18 protein-coding genes are annotated in these 18,562 nt (G+C 71.3%); 10 read left to right on the forward strand and 8 right to left on the reverse strand.

The window, feature by feature from the left end:
• Nucleotides 1-74 precede the first annotated feature (74 nt).
• From folP to E6R60_RS11870, 5 genes are all read left to right on the forward strand, one after another.
• A complete protein-coding gene (folP, locus tag E6R60_RS11850) occupies nt 75-872 on the forward strand; it encodes a dihydropteroate synthase (RefSeq protein ID WP_136326759.1) in 798 nt (265 codons plus the stop codon).
• Nucleotides 869-1,351, forward strand: coding sequence for a nuclear transport factor 2 family protein (locus E6R60_RS11855; RefSeq protein ID WP_136326466.1), 483 nt, complete (start codon nt 869-871; stop codon nt 1,349-1,351). Before folP ends, E6R60_RS11855 begins: the two co-directional genes overlap by 4 nt.
• A 224-nt stretch (nt 1,352-1,575) precedes the next feature.
• Nucleotides 1,576-1,935 carry a dihydroneopterin aldolase gene (gene folB, locus E6R60_RS11860; protein ID WP_136326467.1) on the forward strand — a complete coding sequence of 120 codons (360 nt, stop codon included), beginning with the start codon at nt 1,576-1,578 and terminating at the stop codon, nt 1,933-1,935.
• Nucleotides 1,932-2,543 carry a 2-amino-4-hydroxy-6-hydroxymethyldihydropteridine diphosphokinase gene (folK, locus tag E6R60_RS11865; RefSeq protein ID WP_136326468.1) on the forward strand — a complete coding sequence of 204 codons (612 nt, stop codon included), beginning with the start codon at nt 1,932-1,934 and terminating at the stop codon, nt 2,541-2,543. The genes folB and folK overlap by 4 nt, the downstream gene beginning before the upstream one ends.
• 70 nt (nt 2,544-2,613) lie before the next feature.
• On the forward strand, nt 2,614-3,096 hold the full coding sequence (locus E6R60_RS11870; protein ID WP_136326469.1) for a DUF3180 domain-containing protein: 483 nt from the start codon (nt 2,614-2,616) through the stop codon (nt 3,094-3,096).
• Between the two features lie 233 nt (nt 3,097-3,329).
• Here the strand turns inward: E6R60_RS11870 and folE are convergent, their stop codons facing one another.
• From folE to dacB, 6 genes are all read right to left on the reverse strand, one after another.
• Nucleotides 3,330-3,935 (reverse strand): GTP cyclohydrolase I FolE, encoded by a 606-nt coding sequence (gene folE / locus E6R60_RS11875; protein ID WP_136326470.1) that lies wholly within the window; start codon nt 3,933-3,935, stop codon nt 3,330-3,332.
• Between the two features lie 172 nt (nt 3,936-4,107).
• On the reverse strand, nt 4,108-6,132 hold the full coding sequence (gene ftsH / locus E6R60_RS11880) for an ATP-dependent zinc metalloprotease FtsH (RefSeq protein ID WP_136326471.1): 2,025 nt from the start codon (nt 6,130-6,132) through the stop codon (nt 4,108-4,110).
• 196 nt (nt 6,133-6,328) lie between these two features.
• Nucleotides 6,329-6,868, reverse strand: coding sequence for a hypoxanthine phosphoribosyltransferase (hpt, locus tag E6R60_RS11885; protein WP_136326760.1), 540 nt, complete (start codon nt 6,866-6,868; stop codon nt 6,329-6,331).
• A 99-nt stretch (nt 6,869-6,967) separates the two neighbouring features.
• Nucleotides 6,968-8,050 carry a tRNA lysidine(34) synthetase TilS gene (gene tilS / locus E6R60_RS11890; RefSeq protein ID WP_136326472.1) on the reverse strand — a complete coding sequence of 361 codons (1,083 nt, stop codon included), beginning with the start codon at nt 8,048-8,050 and terminating at the stop codon, nt 6,968-6,970.
• Between the two features lie 209 nt (nt 8,051-8,259).
• A complete protein-coding gene (locus E6R60_RS11895) occupies nt 8,260-9,393 on the reverse strand; it encodes a zinc-dependent metalloprotease (RefSeq protein ID WP_136326473.1) in 1,134 nt (377 codons plus the stop codon).
• 47 nt (nt 9,394-9,440) lie between these two features.
• Nucleotides 9,441-10,868, reverse strand: a complete 1,428-nt coding sequence (gene dacB / locus E6R60_RS11900) for a D-alanyl-D-alanine carboxypeptidase/D-alanyl-D-alanine-endopeptidase (protein WP_240802536.1) — start codon at nt 10,866-10,868, stop codon at nt 9,441-9,443.
• A 164-nt stretch (nt 10,869-11,032) separates the two neighbouring features.
• Here dacB and E6R60_RS11905 point away from each other — a divergent pair, with 164 nt between their 5' ends.
• Entirely contained in the window at nt 11,033-11,527 is a 495-nt protein-coding gene (locus E6R60_RS11905) for an inorganic diphosphatase (protein WP_123460069.1), read from the forward strand.
• A gap of 144 nt (nt 11,528-11,671) precedes the next feature.
• Nucleotides 11,672-13,378 (forward strand): threonine/serine exporter family protein, encoded by a 1,707-nt coding sequence (locus tag E6R60_RS11910; RefSeq protein WP_136326475.1) that lies wholly within the window; start codon nt 11,672-11,674, stop codon nt 13,376-13,378.
• A gap of 21 nt (nt 13,379-13,399) precedes the next feature.
• Here the strand turns inward: E6R60_RS11910 and E6R60_RS11915 are convergent, their stop codons facing one another.
• Nucleotides 13,400-14,116 (reverse strand): VTT domain-containing protein, encoded by a 717-nt coding sequence (locus E6R60_RS11915; protein ID WP_136326476.1) that lies wholly within the window; start codon nt 14,114-14,116, stop codon nt 13,400-13,402.
• Nucleotides 14,117-14,263: 147 nt separating this feature from the next.
• Between E6R60_RS11915 and E6R60_RS11920 the strand changes: the two genes are divergently transcribed.
• Nucleotides 14,264-14,629: a YbjQ family protein gene (locus E6R60_RS11920; protein ID WP_136326477.1), complete on the forward strand. Its 366-nt coding sequence runs from the start codon at nt 14,264-14,266 to the stop codon at nt 14,627-14,629.
• Between the two features lie 60 nt (nt 14,630-14,689).
• On the opposite strand, the gene E6R60_RS11925 is transcribed toward E6R60_RS11920, so the two are convergent.
• Nucleotides 14,690-15,448 (reverse strand): MerR family transcriptional regulator, encoded by a 759-nt coding sequence (locus E6R60_RS11925; protein WP_136326478.1) that lies wholly within the window; start codon nt 15,446-15,448, stop codon nt 14,690-14,692.
• A gap of 136 nt (nt 15,449-15,584) precedes the next feature.
• Between E6R60_RS11925 and E6R60_RS11930 the strand changes: the two genes are divergently transcribed.
• Nucleotides 15,585-16,871, forward strand: coding sequence for an ion channel protein (locus E6R60_RS11930; protein WP_136326479.1), 1,287 nt, complete (start codon nt 15,585-15,587; stop codon nt 16,869-16,871).
• A 248-nt stretch (nt 16,872-17,119) separates the two neighbouring features.
• The gene (locus E6R60_RS11935) at nt 17,120-18,544 is read left to right on the forward strand and encodes a glutamate decarboxylase (protein ID WP_136326761.1); all 1,425 of its coding nucleotides are present in this window, start codon (nt 17,120-17,122) and stop codon (nt 18,542-18,544) included.
• Nucleotides 18,545-18,562 lie beyond the last annotated feature (18 nt).

Below are 18,562 nucleotides of genomic sequence, written 5' to 3' on the forward strand. Positions count from 1 at the left end.
ACGCTGGTCGTATGAGTACGTTGCAAGGACGAGGCACGGTGCAGGGCCTGCCGGAGTGGGACCGCTGTGCGGTCATGGGTGTCGTCAACGTGACCCCCGACTCCTTCTCCGACGGGGGCCGCTGGTTCGACACCACGGCGGCCGTCAAGCACGGCCTCGACCTGGTCGGCGAGGGAGCCGACCTGGTCGACGTCGGTGGTGAGTCGACCCGCCCCGGCGCCAGCCGGGTGGACGAGTCCGAGGAGCTGCGGCGGGTGGTCCCGGTGGTCCGGGGCCTGGCCTCGGAAGGGGTCACGGTCTCCGTGGACACCATGCGGGCCCGGGTCGCGGAGCAGGCCGTCGCCGCGGGAGCGGTCCTGGTCAACGACGTGAGCGGCGGGCTCGCCGATCCGGACATGGTCCCGGTCGTCGCCGCCGCCGCGGTGCCGTTCGTCGTCATGCACTGGCGCGGCTTCAGCGAGACCATGAACAGCCGGGCGGTGTACGGGGACGTCGTCGCCGAGGTCGTCGAGGAGCTGCGCGAGCGGATGGACGCCGTGGTCGCCGGGGGCGTCGCCCCCGAACGGATCGTGATCGACCCGGGCCTCGGCTTCGCCAAGGACGCCGCGCACGACCTGTCGCTCATCGCCCGGCTGGACGCGCTGCACGGCCTCGGCCGCCCGTTGCTGGTCGCCGCCTCGCGGAAGCGGTTCCTGGGGCACGTGCTGGCCGGTGCGGGCGCCGCCCCGCCGCCCGCCCGCGAGCGCGACGCGGCGACCGCCGCCGTCTCCGCGCTCTCCGCCCGGGCCGGCGCCTGGGCCGTCCGGGTCCACGAGGTACGGGCCACCGCCGACGCCGTCCGGGTCGCCCGCGCGGTCGAGGGAGCCGCGTGAACGAGCCGCAGGACGAGCAGGCCTCCGCCGCCGCCGACATCGAGGCGGTCGAGCGGGCCAACACCGCCTTCTACGAGGCCATGGAACGCGGCGACCTGGACGCACTGACCGGGCTCTGGCTGCCCGGCGAGGACCTCACCGTCTCCTGCGTCCACCCCGGCTGGCCGGTGCTCACGGGCCGGGGCGAAGTGCTGCGCAGTTACGCCCTGATCATGGCGAACACCGAGTACATCCAGTTCTTCCTGACCGATGTCGGGGTCTCGATGACCGGCGACACCGCCCTGGTGACCTGCACGGAGAACATCCTCAGCGGCGGCCCGGCCGAGGAGGGCAGCTCCCTGGGGCCGCTGGTGGGCCAACTGGTCGTCGCGACCAACGTGTTCCGCCGCACCCCGGACGGCTGGAAGCTCTGGTCCCACCACGGCTCGCCCGTGCTGTCCGAAAACGACGAGGACGAGGACGAGGACTCTCCCTCCTGAGCGGGTATGGGGCGGGTACGGGCCCGGCAACCGCGCGATACCCGGCCACGGTGTGGTTGGGGCGGGCCACATCGGGGTATCTGCGGCTACCTGTCCCGTACCGCCGTGTCCACAGCCCCCGCGGAGGAGGACTGTCGGCCCTCGCAGGTAGATTCAAAAACGGGTACGCAGCCGCCCGCACGTGGCTCCGTACCCCTTCGACAACAACAGCAGGAGTGATTCGCGTGGATCGTGTCGCGCTGCGCGGCCTCAAGGCCCGTGGGAACCATGGCGTCTTCCCCCGGGAGCGGGAAGAGGGACAGACGTTCATCGTGGACCTGGTGCTCGGCCTCGACACCCGCCCCGCGGCGGCCGCGGACGACCTCACGAAGACCGTGCACTACGGCGTCGTCGCCGAGGAGGTCGTCGCCGTGGTCGAGGGCGAACCGGTCGATCTGATCGAGACGCTCGCGGAGCGCATCGCCCAGCAGTGCCTCAAGCACGAAGGCGTCGAGGAGGTGGAGGTCGTGGTCCACAAGCCGGATGCGCCCATCACCGTCCCCTTCGACGACGTCACCGTCACCATCACCCGGAGCCGATCATGACTGCATTCTTCACCGAGGGGCAGAGCGACCCGACCGTACAGCCGGTCCCCGCCTCCGTGGTGGCGCAGGTGGACGCCGCGGACATCACCCTCTCCAACCCGAAACGCGCCGTGATCTCCCTGGGCTCGAACCTGGGCAACCGCCTGGAGACCCTCCAGGGCGCCATCGACGCCCTGGAGGACACTCCGGGCCTCCGGGTGAAGGCGGTCTCCCCGGTGTACGAGACGGAGCCCTGGGGCGTCGAGCCCGGCTCCCAGCCCTCGTACTTCAACGCGGTGGTCGTCGTGAAGACGACGCTGCCCCCCTCCTCGCTCCTGGAGCGCGGCCAGGCCATCGAAGAGGCCTTCGACCGGGTCCGCGAGGAGCGCTGGGGGCCGCGCACCATCGACGTGGACATCGTCTCGTACGCGGACGTCGTCTCGGACGACCCCGACCTCACCCTCCCCCACCCCCGGGCCCGCGAGCGCGCCTTCGTGCTCGCTCCGTGGCACGACGTGGATCCGGAGGCCCAGCTGCCCGGCGCCGGCCCGGTCGCCGCTCTGCTGGACGGTGTCGGCCGCGGCGGCGTACTGCCCCGGGCCGACCTGGAACTCCGGCTGCCGGAGTAGTCGTTAGGCTCGGAGAGAAGGCAGGGACATCCCCAGGGACATCCACAGGCGGCGAAAGGCGGCTCACCCGGTGAAGCAACTACGGCTCGGAGTACTGGCCGGCCTCTTCGCCGCCGCCGGGGTGCTGTCCTGGGGCGCGGCCCGCCTGTGGGACTCCCTGGGCACCCTGCCGGCGGTTCCGCTGGCCGCACCCGTCGTCCTCGCGGTGATCGCCGCGGTCCTGCTGGCGACGGCCCTCTCCCTCCGCTCCCGGCTGCGTGCCCAGCGGGAGCGCCGGCCGGGCGCGAAGGGCGTCGAGCCCCTCATGGCGGCCCGGGCCGTGGTCTTCGGCCAGGCCAGCGCGCTCGTCGTCGCCCTGGTCTCCGGGATGTACGGCGGCACCGGCGTCTTCCTGCTCGGCTCCCTCGACATCCCGCCCCGCCGCGACCAGGCGATCTACGCGGGCCTCGCGGTCCTCGCAGGCTTCGCGGTGATCGCGGCGGCCCTCTTCCTGGAGCGCGTCTGCAAGCTCCCGGAGGACGAGGACGACAACAAGACCGGGGCGGCCGCGTAGCCCACGGCCCGCTCCGGCGGGTCGACGGCCCGCCCGGACCGGGCTGAGGCGGCGGCAACGCACCGGGATCAGGCTCGTACGCGTGAGCGCACCACACGACCAGCTGAGTCGGGTCAGCGCACCACGGTCGGGCTGAGTCGGATATCAGCACACCGCGATCAGACTGAGGCCGCGCGGCAGCGCACCACGATCAGGCCGAGGCGCGTCACCGCACCAGGAGCAGACGGGGCGGGTCAGCGCGCCATGATCAGGCTCATCGCCTCGGCGCGCGTCGCGGGGTCGCGGAGCTGCCCGCGGACCGCCGAGGTCAGCGTCTTCGCCCCGGGCTTGCGAATGCCACGCATCGACATGCACATGTGCTCGCACTCCACGACGACGACGACGCCGCGGGGCTCCAGGATCTCCATCAGCGACTCGGCGATCTGCGTGGTGAGCCGCTCCTGCACCTGCGGCCGGCGGGCGTAGACGTCCACCAGGCGGGCCAGCTTCGACAGACCGGTGATCTTGCCGCTCGTCGCCGGGATGTACCCGACGTGTGCCACTCCCCGGAACGGCACCAGGTGGTGTTCACACGTGCTGAACACTTCGATGTCCTTGACCAGCACCATTTCGTCGTGACCCAGGTCGAACGTGGTCGTCAGGACGTCCTCGGGCTCCTGGTACAGGCCCGCGAATATCTCCTTGTACGCCCGCGCCACCCGCCCCGGCGTCTCCCGCAGCCCCTCCCGGTCCGGGTCCTCCCCGACGGCGAGGAGCAGCTCGCGCACCGCGGCGGCAGCCCGCTTCTCGTCGAACTCGCCGATCGAACCCTGGCCGTCCAGCGTCACCGGGTCGGTCATCTGTGCCTCGTTCCTCTGAACTGTCACTGCGCGGGCATCCGCGCAGTTCTGGGGGGCTGTCCGAACGGGCCCCCACGGAAAAGCCGCGCCCTCCAGGCTAAAACCTGGGGGGCGCGGCATCCATTCCGGGCCCGGTGAAGCCCCGTGAGAGGGGCCACACCGGGGTCGGTGTCTAGCTCTCGGGACGCTCCTCGGGGATCGTCTCGGTCACCGGAACCGTGTCCGTGACCGAGCCGTTCGCCGTGGTGGCGCCGTTGGTGAGGGCGAGTTCCTTCGGGGAGAGCACGGGCGGCCGGGTGGACGGCGTGCGCCGGGCGGACCCGGTCCACGCCGGACGGGCCGGACGCTTGACGATCGGAGCGAAGATCTCCGCGATCTCCGCCTTGCCGAGGGTCTCCTTCTCAAGGAGCTGGAGAACCAGGGCGTCCAGAACGTCGCGGTTCTCGACGAGGATCTCCCACGCGTCGTTGTGCGCGGTCTCGATGAGCTTCTTGACCTCTTCGTCGACCAGCGCGGCGACCTCTTCCGAGTAGTCGCGCTGGTGGCCCATCTCACGGCCCACGAACGGCTCGGTGTTGTCGCCACCGAACTTGATCGCCCCGAGCCGCTCCGTCATGCCGTACTGCGTGACCATCGCGCGGGCCGTTGCCGTGGCCTTCTCGATGTCGTTCGCAGCGCCGGTCGTCGGGTCGTGGAAGACCAGCTCCTCGGCCGCGCGCCCGCCCAGCATGTAAGCCAGCTGGTCGAGCATCTCGTTGCGCGTCGTGGAGTACTTGTCCTCCTCCGGGAGCACCATCGTGTAACCGAGGGCGCGGCCGCGGGAGAGGATCGTGATCTTGTGGACCGGGTCCGACTGAGGTGAGGCCGCCGCGACCAGGGCGTGTCCGCCCTCGTGGTACGCGGTGATCTTCTTCTCCTTCTCGGACATGATCCGGGTCCGCTTCTGCGGACCCGCCACGACGCGGTCGATGGCCTCGTCGAGCATGGCGTTGTCGATCAGCTTCAGATTGCCGCGCGCCGTGAGGAGCGCCGCCTCGTTCAGCACGTTCGACAGGTCGGCACCGGTGAAGCCGGGCGTACGACGGGCGACGGCGCCGAGATCGACGTCCGGTGCGACCGGCTTGCCCTTCTGGTGGACCTTGAGGATCTCCAGACGGCCCTGCATGTCCGGCCGGTCGACCGCGATCTGCCGGTCGAAACGGCCCGGGCGCAGCAGCGCCGGGTCCAGGATGTCGGGCCGGTTCGTGGCGGCGATCAGGATGACGCCGCCCTTCACGTCGAAGCCGTCCATCTCCACGAGCAGCTGGTTGAGCGTCTGCTCGCGCTCGTCGTGACCGCCGCCCATACCGGCGCCGCGGTGCCGGCCGACTGCGTCGATCTCGTCGACGAAGACGATCGCCGGGGCGTTCGCCTTGGCCTGCTCGAAGAGGTCCCGGACACGGGAGGCGCCGACACCGACGAACATCTCGACGAAGTCGGAACCGGAGATCGAGTAGAACGGGACGCCCGCTTCGCCTGCGACGGCGCGTGCGAGCAGCGTCTTGCCCGTACCGGGAGGCCCGTACAGCAGGACACCCTTGGGGATCTTGGCGCCGACGGCCTGGAACTTCGCCGGCTCCTGCAGGAACTCCTTGATCTCGTGGAGTTCCTCGACCGCCTCGTCCGACCCCGCCACATCGGCGAACGTCGTCTTGGGGGTGTCCTTGGTGATCAGCTTGGCCTTGGACTTGCCGAACTGCATGACCTTGGAGCCGCCACCCTGCATCTGGTTCATCAGAAACAGGAAGACGACCACGATGAGGACGAACGGCAGCAGCGAGAAGAGGATCGAGACGAACGGGGACTGCTTCGACGGCGAGACGGTGTAACCCTTCTCGATGTCACCGCTCTCGAACTTCTTCTGCAGCGTGTCGGCGAGCTGGACGCCCTGGTTGCCGATGTAGCTCGCCTGGAACTTGCTGCCGGACTCGCCGGAGAGTTTCTGGCCGTCCTTCAGCTCGATTTTGAGGATGTGATCGTCACCGGTGGTCAGCTTGGCCTGCTCCACCTGGTTCTTACTGATCGCCTGGATCACCTTGCCGGTGTCCACCGTCTTGTAGCCGCCGGACGAGCCGACGACCTGCATCAACACGACCACGGCGAGGACGGCCAGCACGATCCACATGACCGGCCCACGGAAGTATCGCTTCACGTCCATCCATACGGAGCGAAGTCGCCCCGTCCCTCCTGCCCGTAGGTAAATGCTGCTGTGAGTAAAGACTGTTCTTCGGACGGTACACCGGCATTGTCACCGACGACCGCCGAGGACGTCTGTCAAACCCGCCTTCGAAGGCTCAACGGCGGGAAATCGGTGAGGGTTCCCCGGAGCCCGGGCGGGTTCGCCGGCGTCCCGGTCAGCCGCCGTACACGTGCGGGGCGAGCGTGCCGACGAAGGGCAGGTTGCGGTACTTCTCCGCGTAGTCCAGCCCGTAGCCGACGACGAACTCGTTGGGGATGTCGAAGCCGACCCACTTGCAGTCGAGGGCGACCTTCGCGGCGTCCGGCTTGCGCAGCAGGGTGCAGATCTCCAGCGAGGCGGGCTCGCGCGAGCCGAGGTTCGACATCAGCCAGGACAGCGTCAGGCCGGAGTCGATGATGTCCTCGACGATCAGGACGTGCTTGCCCTTGATGTCGGTGTCCAGGTCCTTCAGGATCCGGACGACACCGGAGGACTGGGTGCCCGCGCCGTACGACGAGACGGCCATCCAGTCCATCGTGGCGGGGGTGGACAGCGCGCGCGCGAGGTCCGCCATGACCATCACCGCGCCCTTGAGGACTCCGACGAGGAGCAGGTCCTTGCCCGCGTACTCCGCGTCGATCTTCGCGGCCAGCTCGACGAGCTTCGCGTCGATCTCTTCCTTGGTGAGGAGCACCGACTGAAGGTCGGTGCCCATGTCCTTCTCGTTCACCCGCGTCTCTTTCTTTGCCTGCCGGGTCCGGGAGGGTGTCCCGGGCCTGCGCGGCCGCTCGCCTGCATGTCAGCCGCTTGTGCGTCAGCTCTGCCGAATCACCAGTCTGCCACCCTGGCGCAGGGCTTCGACGCGGCCGGGGAGGTTGATGGCCTGCTGGCCGCGCCAGCCGGTGATCAGGCGGTCGACTTCCTCGATGTGCCGGGCGAAGAGGGAACCGGCCGGGGAGCCGGCCTCTATGGCCGCGCGGCGCAGGACGCGGCGGCGGACCGCGGGCGGCAGGGCCTGCAGCTTGGCGCACTCGAGCCGGCCCGCGGCGTCGCGAACATCACGGCCGGCCTCGGCGGCCCAGGTGTCGAGGGCGTCGGCGTCGTCGCGCGAGAGCTGTGCCGTGCGGGCCAGTGCCTCGACGACTCCTTTGCCCAGCGCCTTCTCCAGCGCCGGCAGGCCCTCGTGGCGCAGCCGGGAGCGGGTGTAGGCGGGGTCGATGTTGTGCGGGTCGTCCCAGACGGGCAGGGACTGGGCCAGGCAGGCGGTGCGGGCGGTCTGCCGGTCGAGCTGGAGGAAAGGGCGGCGGTAGCGGCCGGCCGGTCCGGAGGCGGCGGCCATGCCGGAGAGGGAGCGGATGCCGGAGCCGCGCGCGAGGCCCAGCAGCACGGTCTCCGCCTGGTCGTCGCGGGTGTGGCCGAGCAGGACGGCTGCGGCGCCGTGGCGTTCGGCCGTGGCGTCCAGGGCGGCGTAGCGGGCGTCGCGTGCGGCGGCCTCGGGGCCGCCCTCGTGCCCGACGTGCACCGCGACGGCCTCGACCGGGTCGAGGCCCATGGCGGTGAGGCGGCCGACGACCTCGGTGGCACGGGCGTCGGAACCGCTCTGGAGGCCGTGGTCGACGGTGACGCCGCCGGCCCGGACGGCGAGCTTCCGGGCCTCGAAGGCCAGCGCGGAGGCGAGCGCCATGGAATCGGCGCCGCCGGAGCATGCCACCAGGACCAGGGGGGTATCGGTGCGTTCGGGAAGTGCGGGGCGCCGCCTGCCCGTCCCGGCTTCGGCGAGCTCGGGGTGCGGGGCGTGCCCGCTGCGTTCGGTCTGTTCGGCGAATTCGGTGAGGACGTCGTGGAGTACGCGGCGGACCGCCAGGCGTATCGCCGCGACCGCAGGATGGGGACCCATGTCCGGTGCCCTTCGTGAAGTTCTGGAGAGGTGCGTGCGTGCCTCCGAGTGCCGGACGGAGTGGAACTGCCGTCACTCAGAGTGCGTCGATGGTGACAGAGCAAACCCGTTCATCGAGCATTGCACGCCTTCCCATGCCCCTACGGTCCCTCGGATGGGTGATTACCGGCGCGTTGCCCTCGGGTCCCGGGCCTGCGCGCGAGCCGTGATCATGACTCTGCCTTACGGTGCACCCTCGCGATCCAGTCCTGCGGTGCGGCGATCTCCGCCTTGGTGGGCAGGGTGTTGGGCGAGGTCCAGACGCGGTTGAAGCCGTCCATCCCGACTTCGTCGACCACGGCGCGTACGAACCTCTCGCCGTCGCGGTACTGGCGGAGCTTGGCGTCGAGGCCCAGGAGCTTGCGCAGCGCCTGGTCGAGGCGGCTCGCGCCGCGCGCCCTGCGCTGCTGGAACTTCTCCCGGATCTCGGCGACGGAGGAGACCACCTCGGGGCCGACGCCGTCCATCACGTAGTCGGCGTGCCCCTCCAGGAGGGACATCACGGCGGTGAGCCGGCCGAGGATCTCGCGCTGGGCCGGCGTCTGGACGAGCTCGACGAGGCTGCGTCCGCCGTCCTCGCCCTCCTCGCCCTCGGGCCTGCCGCCGGCGAGCGACTGGGCGGCCTCGCGGAGTCGTTCCAGCACCGTCATCGGGTCGACGTCGGTCTCGTCGAGGAATGACTGGATCTCGCCCTGCAGATGGTCGCGGAGCCAGGGCACCGCGGTGAACTGCGTGCGGTGCGTCTCCTCGTGGAGGGCGACCCAGAGACGGAAGTCGTGCGGGTCCACCTCCAGCTCCCGCTCGACGTGAACGATGTTCGGGGCGACCAGCAGCAGCCTTCCGCCGCCGTCGGCCGAGGCCGGGAGCTCGCGGGTGGCGGGGGCGAACGTCTCGTACTGGCCGAGGACCCGGGAGGCCAGGAACGACAGCAGCATCCCCACCTCGACGCCGGTCACCTTGGAGCCGACGGCGCCGAGCACGGCACCGCCCGCGCCGCCGCCGCGCCGCTCCTCCATCTTCTCCAGCAGGGGACGGAGCAGTTCCCGGAAGCCGGCGACGTTCGCCTTGATCCAGCCCGCCCGGTCGACGACCAGGACCGGGGTGTCCTCCGGTTCGGTCCCTTCCGGGATCATCCGGGTGAAGGAACGGACGTGCTCCTCCGCCGCCTTGGCATGCCTGCGCAGCTCCGCGACGACCTCGCGGGCCTCCTCGCGGCTGATCTCGGGACCCGGCCGCACAAGCCGGGTCGCGGTCGCGACCGCGAGATTCCAGTCGACCATCCCGGCACCACCGATGCTCGTCATGCGTCAACCGTACGTGCTCCGCCTTGAGACGGTGAGGTGTTGACCGCTCAGCGCCGGCCGTCGGCCAGCGCGGTGGCGAGTGCGTCGAGGGCCGACTGGGCCTCGGACGGGGCGGTGGTGCCCGACGCGAGGAAGGCGAACGCGAGCAGCCGTCCGTGCGGGTCGACGACCGTGCCGGAGAGGCTGTTGACGCCCGTCAGGGTGCCGGTCTTGGCGCGGATCAGTCCCGTGCCGCCGGATTTCGTGGTGTAGCGGCCGCTGAGCGTGCCGCTGAAGCCGGCCACCGGGAGGCCCGTGAGGACGGGACGCAGTTCGGGGTGCTCCTGGTCGGCCGCGCGGGCCAGGAGCCCCGCGAGCAGGGCGGCGGTGACCTTGGCCTGGCGGTCGAGGCCGCTGCCGTCGGCGATGTTCACGCCCTTCAGCGGCAGGCCCAGCTTCTTGAGCTGCGCGGTGACGGCCCGTCGTCCGCCGCGGAAGTCGGCCGGTTCGCCCGCCGCGATCGCGGTCCTGCGGGCGAGCGCCTCGGCGATGTCGTTGTCGCTGTTGGTCAGGGCCCGCTCGACGAGGGCGGAGAGCGGGGCGGAGAGGTGCTCGGCGACGGGGCGGGACTTCGCGGCGGCCCGGCCGGGGGCGGCGCCGTCCCCGGTGGCGACCCCGGCCTCGTCCAGCAGCTCGCCGAAGGCGTCGGCGGCGTCCCGGGCCGGGTCGCCGCTGCGCGGGGCGGGGCCGTTGGAGGTGTCGTCGAGCCGGCCCTCGTCGACCATCAGGGCGCTCACCGGCGCGATGTTCTCGTTGGGGCCGATCGGGTGGAGGGCCGGTCCCGAGTAGGCGGAGGTGTCGTACCGCAGCCGCACCGAGCGGACCCCGCCGTCCTTGAGGGCCCGGGCCGTGCCCGCGGCCAGGGAGCGCAGGGCGGCCCGGTCGAGGGTGGGGTCGCCGCCGCCGACCAGGGTCACGGTGCGCAGATCGGCGGAGGCCCGGACCGTCGTGGGGATGCGGTGGGCGGGGCCGAGTGCGGACAGGGCGGCGACGGTGGTGGCGATCTTGACGGTGGAAGCGGGCGTCATCGGAGTGTCGGCCCCCACCCCGTACAGGCGCTTGCCGGTGGCCGTGTCGATGACGACGGCACTGCGGCGGGCGCCGAGCGCGGGGTCCTTCAGCAGCGGGTCCAGGACGGCGCGCAGTCCGGCCCCTGCTCCGTCCGGGGCGACCGCGGCGTCCGGCGCGGACCGGTCGCCGCCGGTGCCCAGGACCGCGAGGACGGCCGGGGCGCTGGGCGCCGGAGCCGGCTTCGCGCGGGCGGCCGGCTCGTGATGTGCGCCACCTGTAAGGGTCCGGGCAGCCGCCCAGTCCTGCTCGGCCTTACGCTGACCCGAGTCCCAGGGACCGGCGGCGAAGGCGACGCCGGCTGCGAGCGCCAGGCCCAGGGCGGCGGAGACGGCCGTGAACTGCCGGTCACTCAGTCCTTTGCGCATGCCCAGGCGGTCCGCGAGAGCCGTCCTGTTCAGCATGGCGAACGGATTGATCGACGGTCTTTCCTCCGGCTCGGCCACCGTTGACCAGCCCCTTTCGCGAGCACACAACTCCGTGGGGGACACTTAACCATCAGTCGTATGTGTTGATCATGGAGGAGCCACCCGTGGAGTTCGACGTCGTTATCGAGATCCCGAAGGGTTCGCGGAACAAGTACGAGGTGGACCACGAGACCGGTCGGATCCGCCTGGACCGTCGACTCTTCACCTCGACCAGCTACCCGGCCGACTACGGCTTCGTCGAGAACACCCTCGGCGAGGACGGCGACCCGCTGGACGCGCTGGTCATCCTGGAGGAGCCGACCTTCCCCGGCTGCCTCATCAAGTGCCGCGCGATCGGCATGTTCCGGATGACCGACGAGGCCGGCGGCGACGACAAGCTGCTGTGCGTGCCGGCCTCCGACCCCCGGGTGGAGCACCTGCGCGACATCCACCACGTGTCGGAGTTCGACCGCCTGGAGATCCAGCACTTCTTCGAGGTCTACAAGGACCTGGAGCCCGGCAAGTCGGTCGAGGGTGCGGACTGGGTCGGCCGCGCCGAGGCCGAGGCCGAGATCGAGAACTCGTACAAGCGCCTCGAGGCGCAGGGCGGCGCGCACTGACGTTCCGCTTGCGGTTCTGAATCACCGATCGGGCGGTACACCTCCACGGGTGTGCCGCCCGTTCGCATGACCGCCCATGGGCGCGGCCATACTGGGCAGGAGCTCAGCCGAGGACGCGCAGCCGATGAGGAGCGAGGGCGAGTAGTGGCGGAACCGGGCGGTCCCGATGACCAGAAGCCCCAGTCGGACGAGGCGCGCAGCGCCTTCTCGCACCCGGCCGGGGTCGGGAGGTCCGCACCGCCGTCGGACGACGACCATCCGACGTCCGAGTTCGCCCTGCCGTCCGGTGTCTCACCCGAGCCGCACGGAGCGGCGGCCGGCCCGGGATCTGGTTCCGCTTCCGGTTCCGGTTCCGGTTCGGAGACGATCGGGTCCGCCTTCGCGCCGCCGCGTACCTACGACCCCCGGAACTCTCCGCCCGCCTTCACGCCCGCGCACGGCATTCCGATGGTCCGGCTGACCAAGGACGCCCCCTGGCAGGACCGGATGCGCACGATGCTGCGCATGCCGGTCACCGACCGCCCGGCGCCGGAGCCGGTCCAGCGGCACGACGAGTCTGGCCCCGCGGTGCCGCGCGTGCTCGACCTGACCCTGCGTATCGGGGAGCTGCTGCTCGCCGGCGGCGAGGGGGCCGAGGACGTCGAGGCGGCGATGTTCGCGGTGACCCGCAGCTACGGGCTCGACCGCTGCGAGCCGACCGTCACCTTCACGCTGCTGTCGATCTCGCACCAGCCGTCGCTGGTCGACGACCCGGTGACGGCGAGCCGCACCGTACGCCGCCGCGGCACCGACTACACCCGGCTGGCCGCCGTCTTCCAGCTCATCGACGACATCACCACCGTGGAGGGCGAGATCTCGCTGGAGGAGGCCTACCGGCGCCTCGCGGAGATCCGCCGGAACCGGCATCCGTACCCGGGCTGGGTGCTCACCCTGGCCGCAGGCGGGCTGGCGGGCGCGGCATCGGTCCTGGTCGGCGGCGGGCCCGTGGTGTTCCTGATCGCCGCACTCGGCGCGATGCTCGGTGACCGGCTGGCCTGGCTGTGTGCCGGGCGCGGACTGCCGGAGTTCTACCAGTTCGTCGTGGCGGCGATGCCGCCGGCCGCGATGGGCGTGGCGCTGACCCTCACCCACTGGTCGGACGTGCGGCCCTCGGCGGTGATCACGGGTGGACTGTTCGCGCTGCTGCCGGGGCGGGCGCTGGTCGCGGGTGTGCAGGACGGCCTGACCGGCTACTACATCACCGCGGCGGCACGCCTGCTGGAGGTCATGTACTTCTTCATCGCGATCGTCGCCGGGGTCCTGCTGGCCCTGTACGGGGGGCTCCAACTGGGCGCGGAACTGGACCCGGAGGCGCGGTTCATCACCCATGACCGCCCGGTGGTGCAGATCCTGGCGTCGATGCTGCTGACCCTGGCCTTCGCGATCCTGCTCCAGCAGGAGCGGGCGACGGTCCTGGCGGTGACCCTCAACGGGGGCGTGGCCTGGGTCATCTACGGGGCGATGGCACGGACGGGCGGCCTGTCGCCGGTGGCGGCCACCGCGGCGGCGGCCGGGCTCGTCGGTCTGTTCGGGCAGTTGTTCTCGCGCTACCGCTACACCTCGTCGCTGCCGTTCATCACGGCCGCGATCGGTCCGCTGCTGCCCGGCTCGGCCACGTACTTCGGTCTCCTGGGCGTCGCTCAGAACGAGCTGGACCGGGGACTCGCGTCGCTGTCGACGGCGGTGGCGACCGCGCTGGCCATCGCGATCGGGGTGAACCTGGGGAGCGAGATCTCCCGGCTGTTCATGCGGGTGCCGGGGGCGGTCGGCGGGGCCAACCGCCGCGCGGCCAAGCGGACGCGCGGCTTCTGACGGAGGTACCCGCGGGGGGCGTCAGCGCTTGGCGTGGCGGCCGCCGCGGCGGCTCGCGGCCGTGCCGCCACCGGCGGCCGGGTCCTGGCTCTCGTGCTCGCCGGACGCGGCCGCCTTCTTCGACTTGCTGCGGGCGCGCAGGAACTCGATGCCGATCGGCACGACCGAGATCAGCACGATCAGGACGAGCATCGCCTCGATGTTCTTGTGCACGAACTCGATCTTGCCCAGCCCCGCTCCGAGGAGCGTCACGCCGACGCCCCACAGGACTCCGCCGATGATGTTGAACGTGATGAACGAGCGGTAGTTCATCCGGCTGACACCGGCGATGATCGGCGTGAACGTCCGCACGATGGGCACGAAGCGGGCCAGGACCAGCGACTTCGGACCGTACTTCTCGAAGAACTCGTGGGCCTTCTCGACGTTCTCCTGCTTGAAGAGGCGGGAGTCGGGGCGGTTGAAGAGCGAGGGGCCGACCTTGCGGCCGAAGAGATAGCCCACCTGGTCGCCGATGATCGCCGCCAGCGCGACCAGGACGCAGACGAGCCACAGCGGGGTGTGCAGCTTGTCCGTCGTCACCAGCAGGCCCGTGGTGAACAGGAGCGAGTCGCCGGGCAGGAAGAACCCGATCAGCAGCCCGGACTCGGCGAAGACGATGACCAGCACACCGATCAGCCCGAACTGCCCGATGAGGTGGTCCGGGTCCAGCCAGCTGGGTCCGAGCGCAAGCGTATTCAAGGGTCCGGGCTCCAGGATGTGGTCGATGGCGGCTGCGTGGCCGCCCCAAGCTATCAACGCCCCGGACCGCCTCCCGGTTCCACTGGCCCCCGTGGAGATGCACACGGGATGAACCGGGGCAAAACTCGACCCAGGAGGTGCCACATCATGGGCATTGAGGATTACGGCGGCGGGCAGACGGCACAGGCCGACGTGCTGGTCGTCACCACCAATGACGTACCCGGCCACCAGGTGACGCAGGTCATCGGCGAGGTGTTCGGCCTGACGGTCAGGTCCCGCCACCTCGGCAGCCAGATCGGCGCCGGACTGAAGTCCATGATCGGCGGCGAGCTGAAGGGGCTGACCAAGACGCTCGTGGAGACCCGCAACCAGGCCATGGAACGGCTGGTCGAGCAGGCGCGGGCGCGCGGCGCCAACGCGGTGCTGATGATGCGCTTCGACGTGAGCGAGGCGGCCGACGTGGGTACGGAGGTCTGTGCGTACGGAACCGCCGCGGTGATCAGCAGGAGCTGAGCGCCGTGAGGGGGCGGGCTCCCGCCCCCTCGGGCGCCCGCCCCCTCACGGACCCGCCGGCTACTCCTGCCGCTCCGCGTTGGCGTTGATCGCGTCGCGCAGGTGCTCGGCCAGCCCCGGCCGCATCGACTCGTAGAACGCCTTGAACTGCGGATCGGCGACGTACATCTCGCCGAGCCCCCGGTGGATCTCCGGCGTGCACTCGTAGAACCACGTGGTGATGTGGAGCCGGTGTTCCTCGGCGAGATCCATCGCCCGCTCGCCGGTGGGTGCTTCGCCGTCCTCCATGAGCGCGTGGTAGCGCTCGCCCCAGGAGGAGACCTCGGCCTTCATCCGCTGCCAGTCCTCCTTGGTGTAGCGGGCGGCCCGGCGCTGCGACTCGGCGTAGGTGTCGCTGCCGCCCCAGCGGCGCTCGGCCTCCTCCGCGTAACGCTCCGGGTCCTTGTCGCCGAAGATCTCGAACTTCTCCTCGGGCGTGAGGTTGATGCCCATCTTCCGTGCCTCCATTGCTGTCTCGACGGCCGTGGCCATCCGCTGCAGTTCGGCGATCCGGTGCGACAGCAGGGCGTGCTGGCGCCGCAGGTGCTCCTGTGGGTCCGCGTCCGGGTCGTCGAGCAGTGCCGCGATCTCGTCGAGCGGGAAGCCGAGCTCCCGGTAGAACAGGATCTGCTGGAGCCGGTCGAGGTCGGCGTCTTCGTAACGCCGGTGGCCCGCGTGGCTGCGCCCGCTGGGCGAGAGCAGTCCGATGCCGTCGTAGTGATGCAGGGTGCGCACCGTGACCCCGGCGTATCCGGCGACCTGTCCCACGGAGTGCTCCATGGCTCCCCGCTCCTTCCGTGTGGTCGGTACGTGTCCGAGCCTCGGTCCTGACGTGACGTGAGGTGCAAGTCCGAAATACCCCAGCCGTCGCCCCATTTGAGCGGTTAGGCGTGTTTTACGTCGCTATGGTGAGCCGATGGCCACCGATTCCCCCGCCGATTCCGTCGTCGCCGCCGAACCGGCCCTCGCACGGCGGCTCCTGCTGCTCATCCTGCCCGCGGTCGCCGTCGGCGTGATCGCGGCCCTCGTCCTGCTCGGGGTCAGCCTGCTCGCGGAGCAGTTGCAGGACGTCCTGTGGAAGACGCTGCCCGACGCGCTGTCGGTCGGCCCGTACTCCTCGCTGTGGATGATCGTGATGCTCACCGCGATCGGCCTGGTGACCGGACTGGCCATCCGGACCGTGCCCGGCCGGGCCGGGCCCGACCCGGCGACGACCGGGCTGGTCGACCCGCCCCTGCCGCCGGGGGTGCTGCCGGGGCTGCTGCTCGTGACGACCCTGTCCCTGGCCGGCGGCGTCAGCCTGGGCCCGGAGAACCCGATCACCGCCGCCAACATCGCGCTGGCCTGCTGGGCGGGCCGCCGGTTCGCGCCCGGCACGCCGCCCGCGCTGTGGCTCGCGCTCGCCGCCGCGGGGACCGTCGGCGCGCTCTTCGGCACCCCGGTCGCCGCCGCCCTGATCCTCTCCGAGACGTTCGCCTCGACCCCCGGCCCGGGCGCGCTCTGGGACCGCCTCTTCGGACCGCTCGCGGCCGGCGCCGCGGGGGCGCTCACCATGACCCTGACGGCCCATCCCAGCTTCGACCTGTCGCTGCCCGCGTACCCCGGGGCCCGTTGGGGCGACCTCCTGTCGGCGAGCGCGATCGCCTGCGCCGGCGCGGTGCTCGGGCTGGCGGCGGTATACGCCTTCCCCTTGGCGCACCGCGCCTTCCGCGCGTTGCGGCATCCGGTCCTCGCCATGACGGCGGGCGGGCTGCTGCTCGGCCTGCTCGGGGCCCTCGGCGGGCACCTCACCCTCTTCAAAGGGCTGGCGGAGGTGAAGGAGCTGGCCGCCGACCCGGACGGCTGGACGGCGGGCGAGTTCGCGGTCATGGCGGTGGTGAAGACCGCCGCCCTGCTCGTCGCGGCGGCCTGCGGCTTCCGGGGCGGCCGGATCTTCCCCGCCGTGTTCTGCGGCGCCGCGCTCGGCCTGTGCGCCCACGCCCTGGTCGACGGGATCCCGGTGGCCCTCGCGGTGACGTGCGGGGTGCTCGGCATCCTGCTCGCCGTCACCCGGCAGGGGTGGCTGAGCCTGTTCACGGCGGCGGTGCTGGCCTCCGACACGGCCCTGCTCCCCCTGCTGTGCGTCGCCACCCTGCCGGCCTGGCTGCTGGTGACCGGACGGCCGCAGATGCAGCTGCACGCCGACGGCACACCGCTGCGCTGAGGCGCACGACGCCCGGGACAGCGCCCGGAACGGCACGCAGGAGGTGCCGGCATCCCGGGCAGCGCGGAACGGCAGCACGCAGCAGCGGGCGCCCAGCGGGCGCGCGTCCGGGGGCACGCAGCAGCAGGTGCCCCGAGGGCGCGCGTCCGGCGCGCCGAACCCGCCGACTGTCCGTATTGTCGTTTTCCGTCCCGAACTATCGGACTCATCCGGTCCCACCGGTGAGAGCTGCGAAGGGCAGGCCCGCGATGCCGCTCCACAAGGGCGCCACCCACACCACCGAACCCTCTGAGGAACGGCGCCGGCTCGCGCTCAACCCGTTCTTCGGGGAGGCCGACCCGACCGCCGGCATGGAGTCCGCACCGCCGCGCCACAAGCTGCCGGAAGGGCCGCTGCCGCCCGCCACCGCCTACGGCCTCGTCCACGACGAGCTGATGCTCGACGGCAACTCGCGGCTCAACCTCGCCACCTTCGTCACCACCTGGATGGAGCCCCAGGCCGGTGTGCTGATGGCCGAGTGCCGCGACAAGAACATGATCGACAAGGACGAGTACCCGCGTACCGCCGAACTGGAACGGCGCTGCGTGGCGATGCTCGCCGACCTCTGGCACGCCCCCGACCCCTCGGCGGCCGTCGGCTGTTCGACGACCGGGTCGAGCGAGGCCTGCATGCTGGCCGCCATGGCGCTCAAACGCCGCTGGGCCGCCAAGAACGCCGACCGCTACCCCTCGACCGCCCGGCCCAACCTGGTCATGGGCGTCAACGTGCAGGTCTGCTGGGACAAGTTCTGTACGTTCTGGGAGGTCGAACCGCGCCTCGTCCCGATGGAGGGTGACCGCTTCCACCTCGACCCGCAGGCCGCCGCCGACCTCTGCGACGAGAACACCATCGGGGTCGTCGGCATCCTCGGCTCGACCTTCGACGGCAGCTACGAACCCATCGCCGAGCTCTGCGCGGCCCTCGACGCCCTCCAGGAGCGCACCGGCCTCGACATCCCCGTCCACGTCGACGGGGCATCGGGTGCGATGGTCGCGCCGTTCCTGGACGAGGACCTGGTCTGGGACTTCCGCCTCCCCCGGGTCTCCTCGATCAACACCTCCGGCCACAAGTACGGCCTGGTCTACCCGGGCGTCGGCTGGGCCCTGTGGCGCTCGCCCGCCGAACTGCCCGAGGAGCTCGTCTTCCGGGTCAACTACCTGGGCGGCGACATGCCCACCTTCGCGCTGAACTTCTCCCGGCCGGGCGCCCAGGTCGTCGCCCAGTACTACACCTTCCTGCGGCTGGGCCGGGAGGGTTACCGGGCCGTGCAGCAGGCGTCCCGCGACGTGGCGACGGGACTGGCCCGGAAGATCGAGGAGCTCGGCGACTTCCGGCTGCTCACCCGGGGGGACGAGCTGCCCGTCTTCGCGGTGACGACCAAGCCGGAGGTCACCTCGTACGACGTCTTCGACGTGTCACGCCGGCTGCGCGAGCGCGGCTGGCTGGTGCCCGCGTACACCTTCCCGGCCAACCGGGAGGACCTCTCCGTGCTCCGGATCGTGTGCCGCAACGGCTTCTCCTCCGACCTGGCGGAGCTGCTGCTCCAGGACCTGCGGCTGCTCCTTCCGGAGCTGCGCAGCCAGGACCATCCGCTGAGCCGGGACCACGGGCCCGCGACGTCGTTCCACCACTGAGGGCGGCCGCCCGGGGGC

Source organism: Streptomyces sp. A0642, assembly GCF_004795105.1.
Lineage (GTDB): Bacteria > Actinomycetota > Actinomycetes > Streptomycetales > Streptomycetaceae > Streptomyces.

Coding starts and splice junctions, on each gene's coding strand:
- folK (WP_136326468.1), top strand. CDS start 1,932: ATGACTGCATTCTTCACCGAGGGGCAGAGCGACCCGACCGTACAGCCG.
- E6R60_RS11920 (WP_136326477.1), top strand. CDS start 14,264: ATGGGCATTGAGGATTACGGCGGCGGGCAGACGGCACAGGCCGACGTG.
- E6R60_RS11925 (WP_136326478.1), bottom strand. CDS start 15,448: ATGGAGCACTCCGTGGGACAGGTCGCCGGATACGCCGGGGTCACGGTG.
- ftsH (WP_136326471.1), bottom strand. CDS start 6,132: ATGGACGTGAAGCGATACTTCCGTGGGCCGGTCATGTGGATCGTGCTG.
- E6R60_RS11935 (WP_136326761.1), top strand. CDS start 17,120: ATGCCGCTCCACAAGGGCGCCACCCACACCACCGAACCCTCTGAGGAA.
- folE (WP_136326470.1), bottom strand. CDS start 3,935: ATGACCGACCCGGTGACGCTGGACGGCCAGGGTTCGATCGGCGAGTTC.
- E6R60_RS11895 (WP_136326473.1), bottom strand. CDS start 9,393: ATGACGAGCATCGGTGGTGCCGGGATGGTCGACTGGAATCTCGCGGTC.
- hpt (WP_136326760.1), bottom strand. CDS start 6,868: ATGGGCACCGACCTTCAGTCGGTGCTCCTCACCAAGGAAGAGATCGAC.
- folP (WP_136326759.1), top strand. CDS start 75: ATGGGTGTCGTCAACGTGACCCCCGACTCCTTCTCCGACGGGGGCCGC.
- dacB (WP_240802536.1), bottom strand. CDS start 10,868: ATGCGCAAAGGACTGAGTGACCGGCAGTTCACGGCCGTCTCCGCCGCC.
- tilS (WP_136326472.1), bottom strand. CDS start 8,050: ATGGGTCCCCATCCTGCGGTCGCGGCGATACGCCTGGCGGTCCGCCGC.
- E6R60_RS11930 (WP_136326479.1), top strand. CDS start 15,585: ATGGCCACCGATTCCCCCGCCGATTCCGTCGTCGCCGCCGAACCGGCC.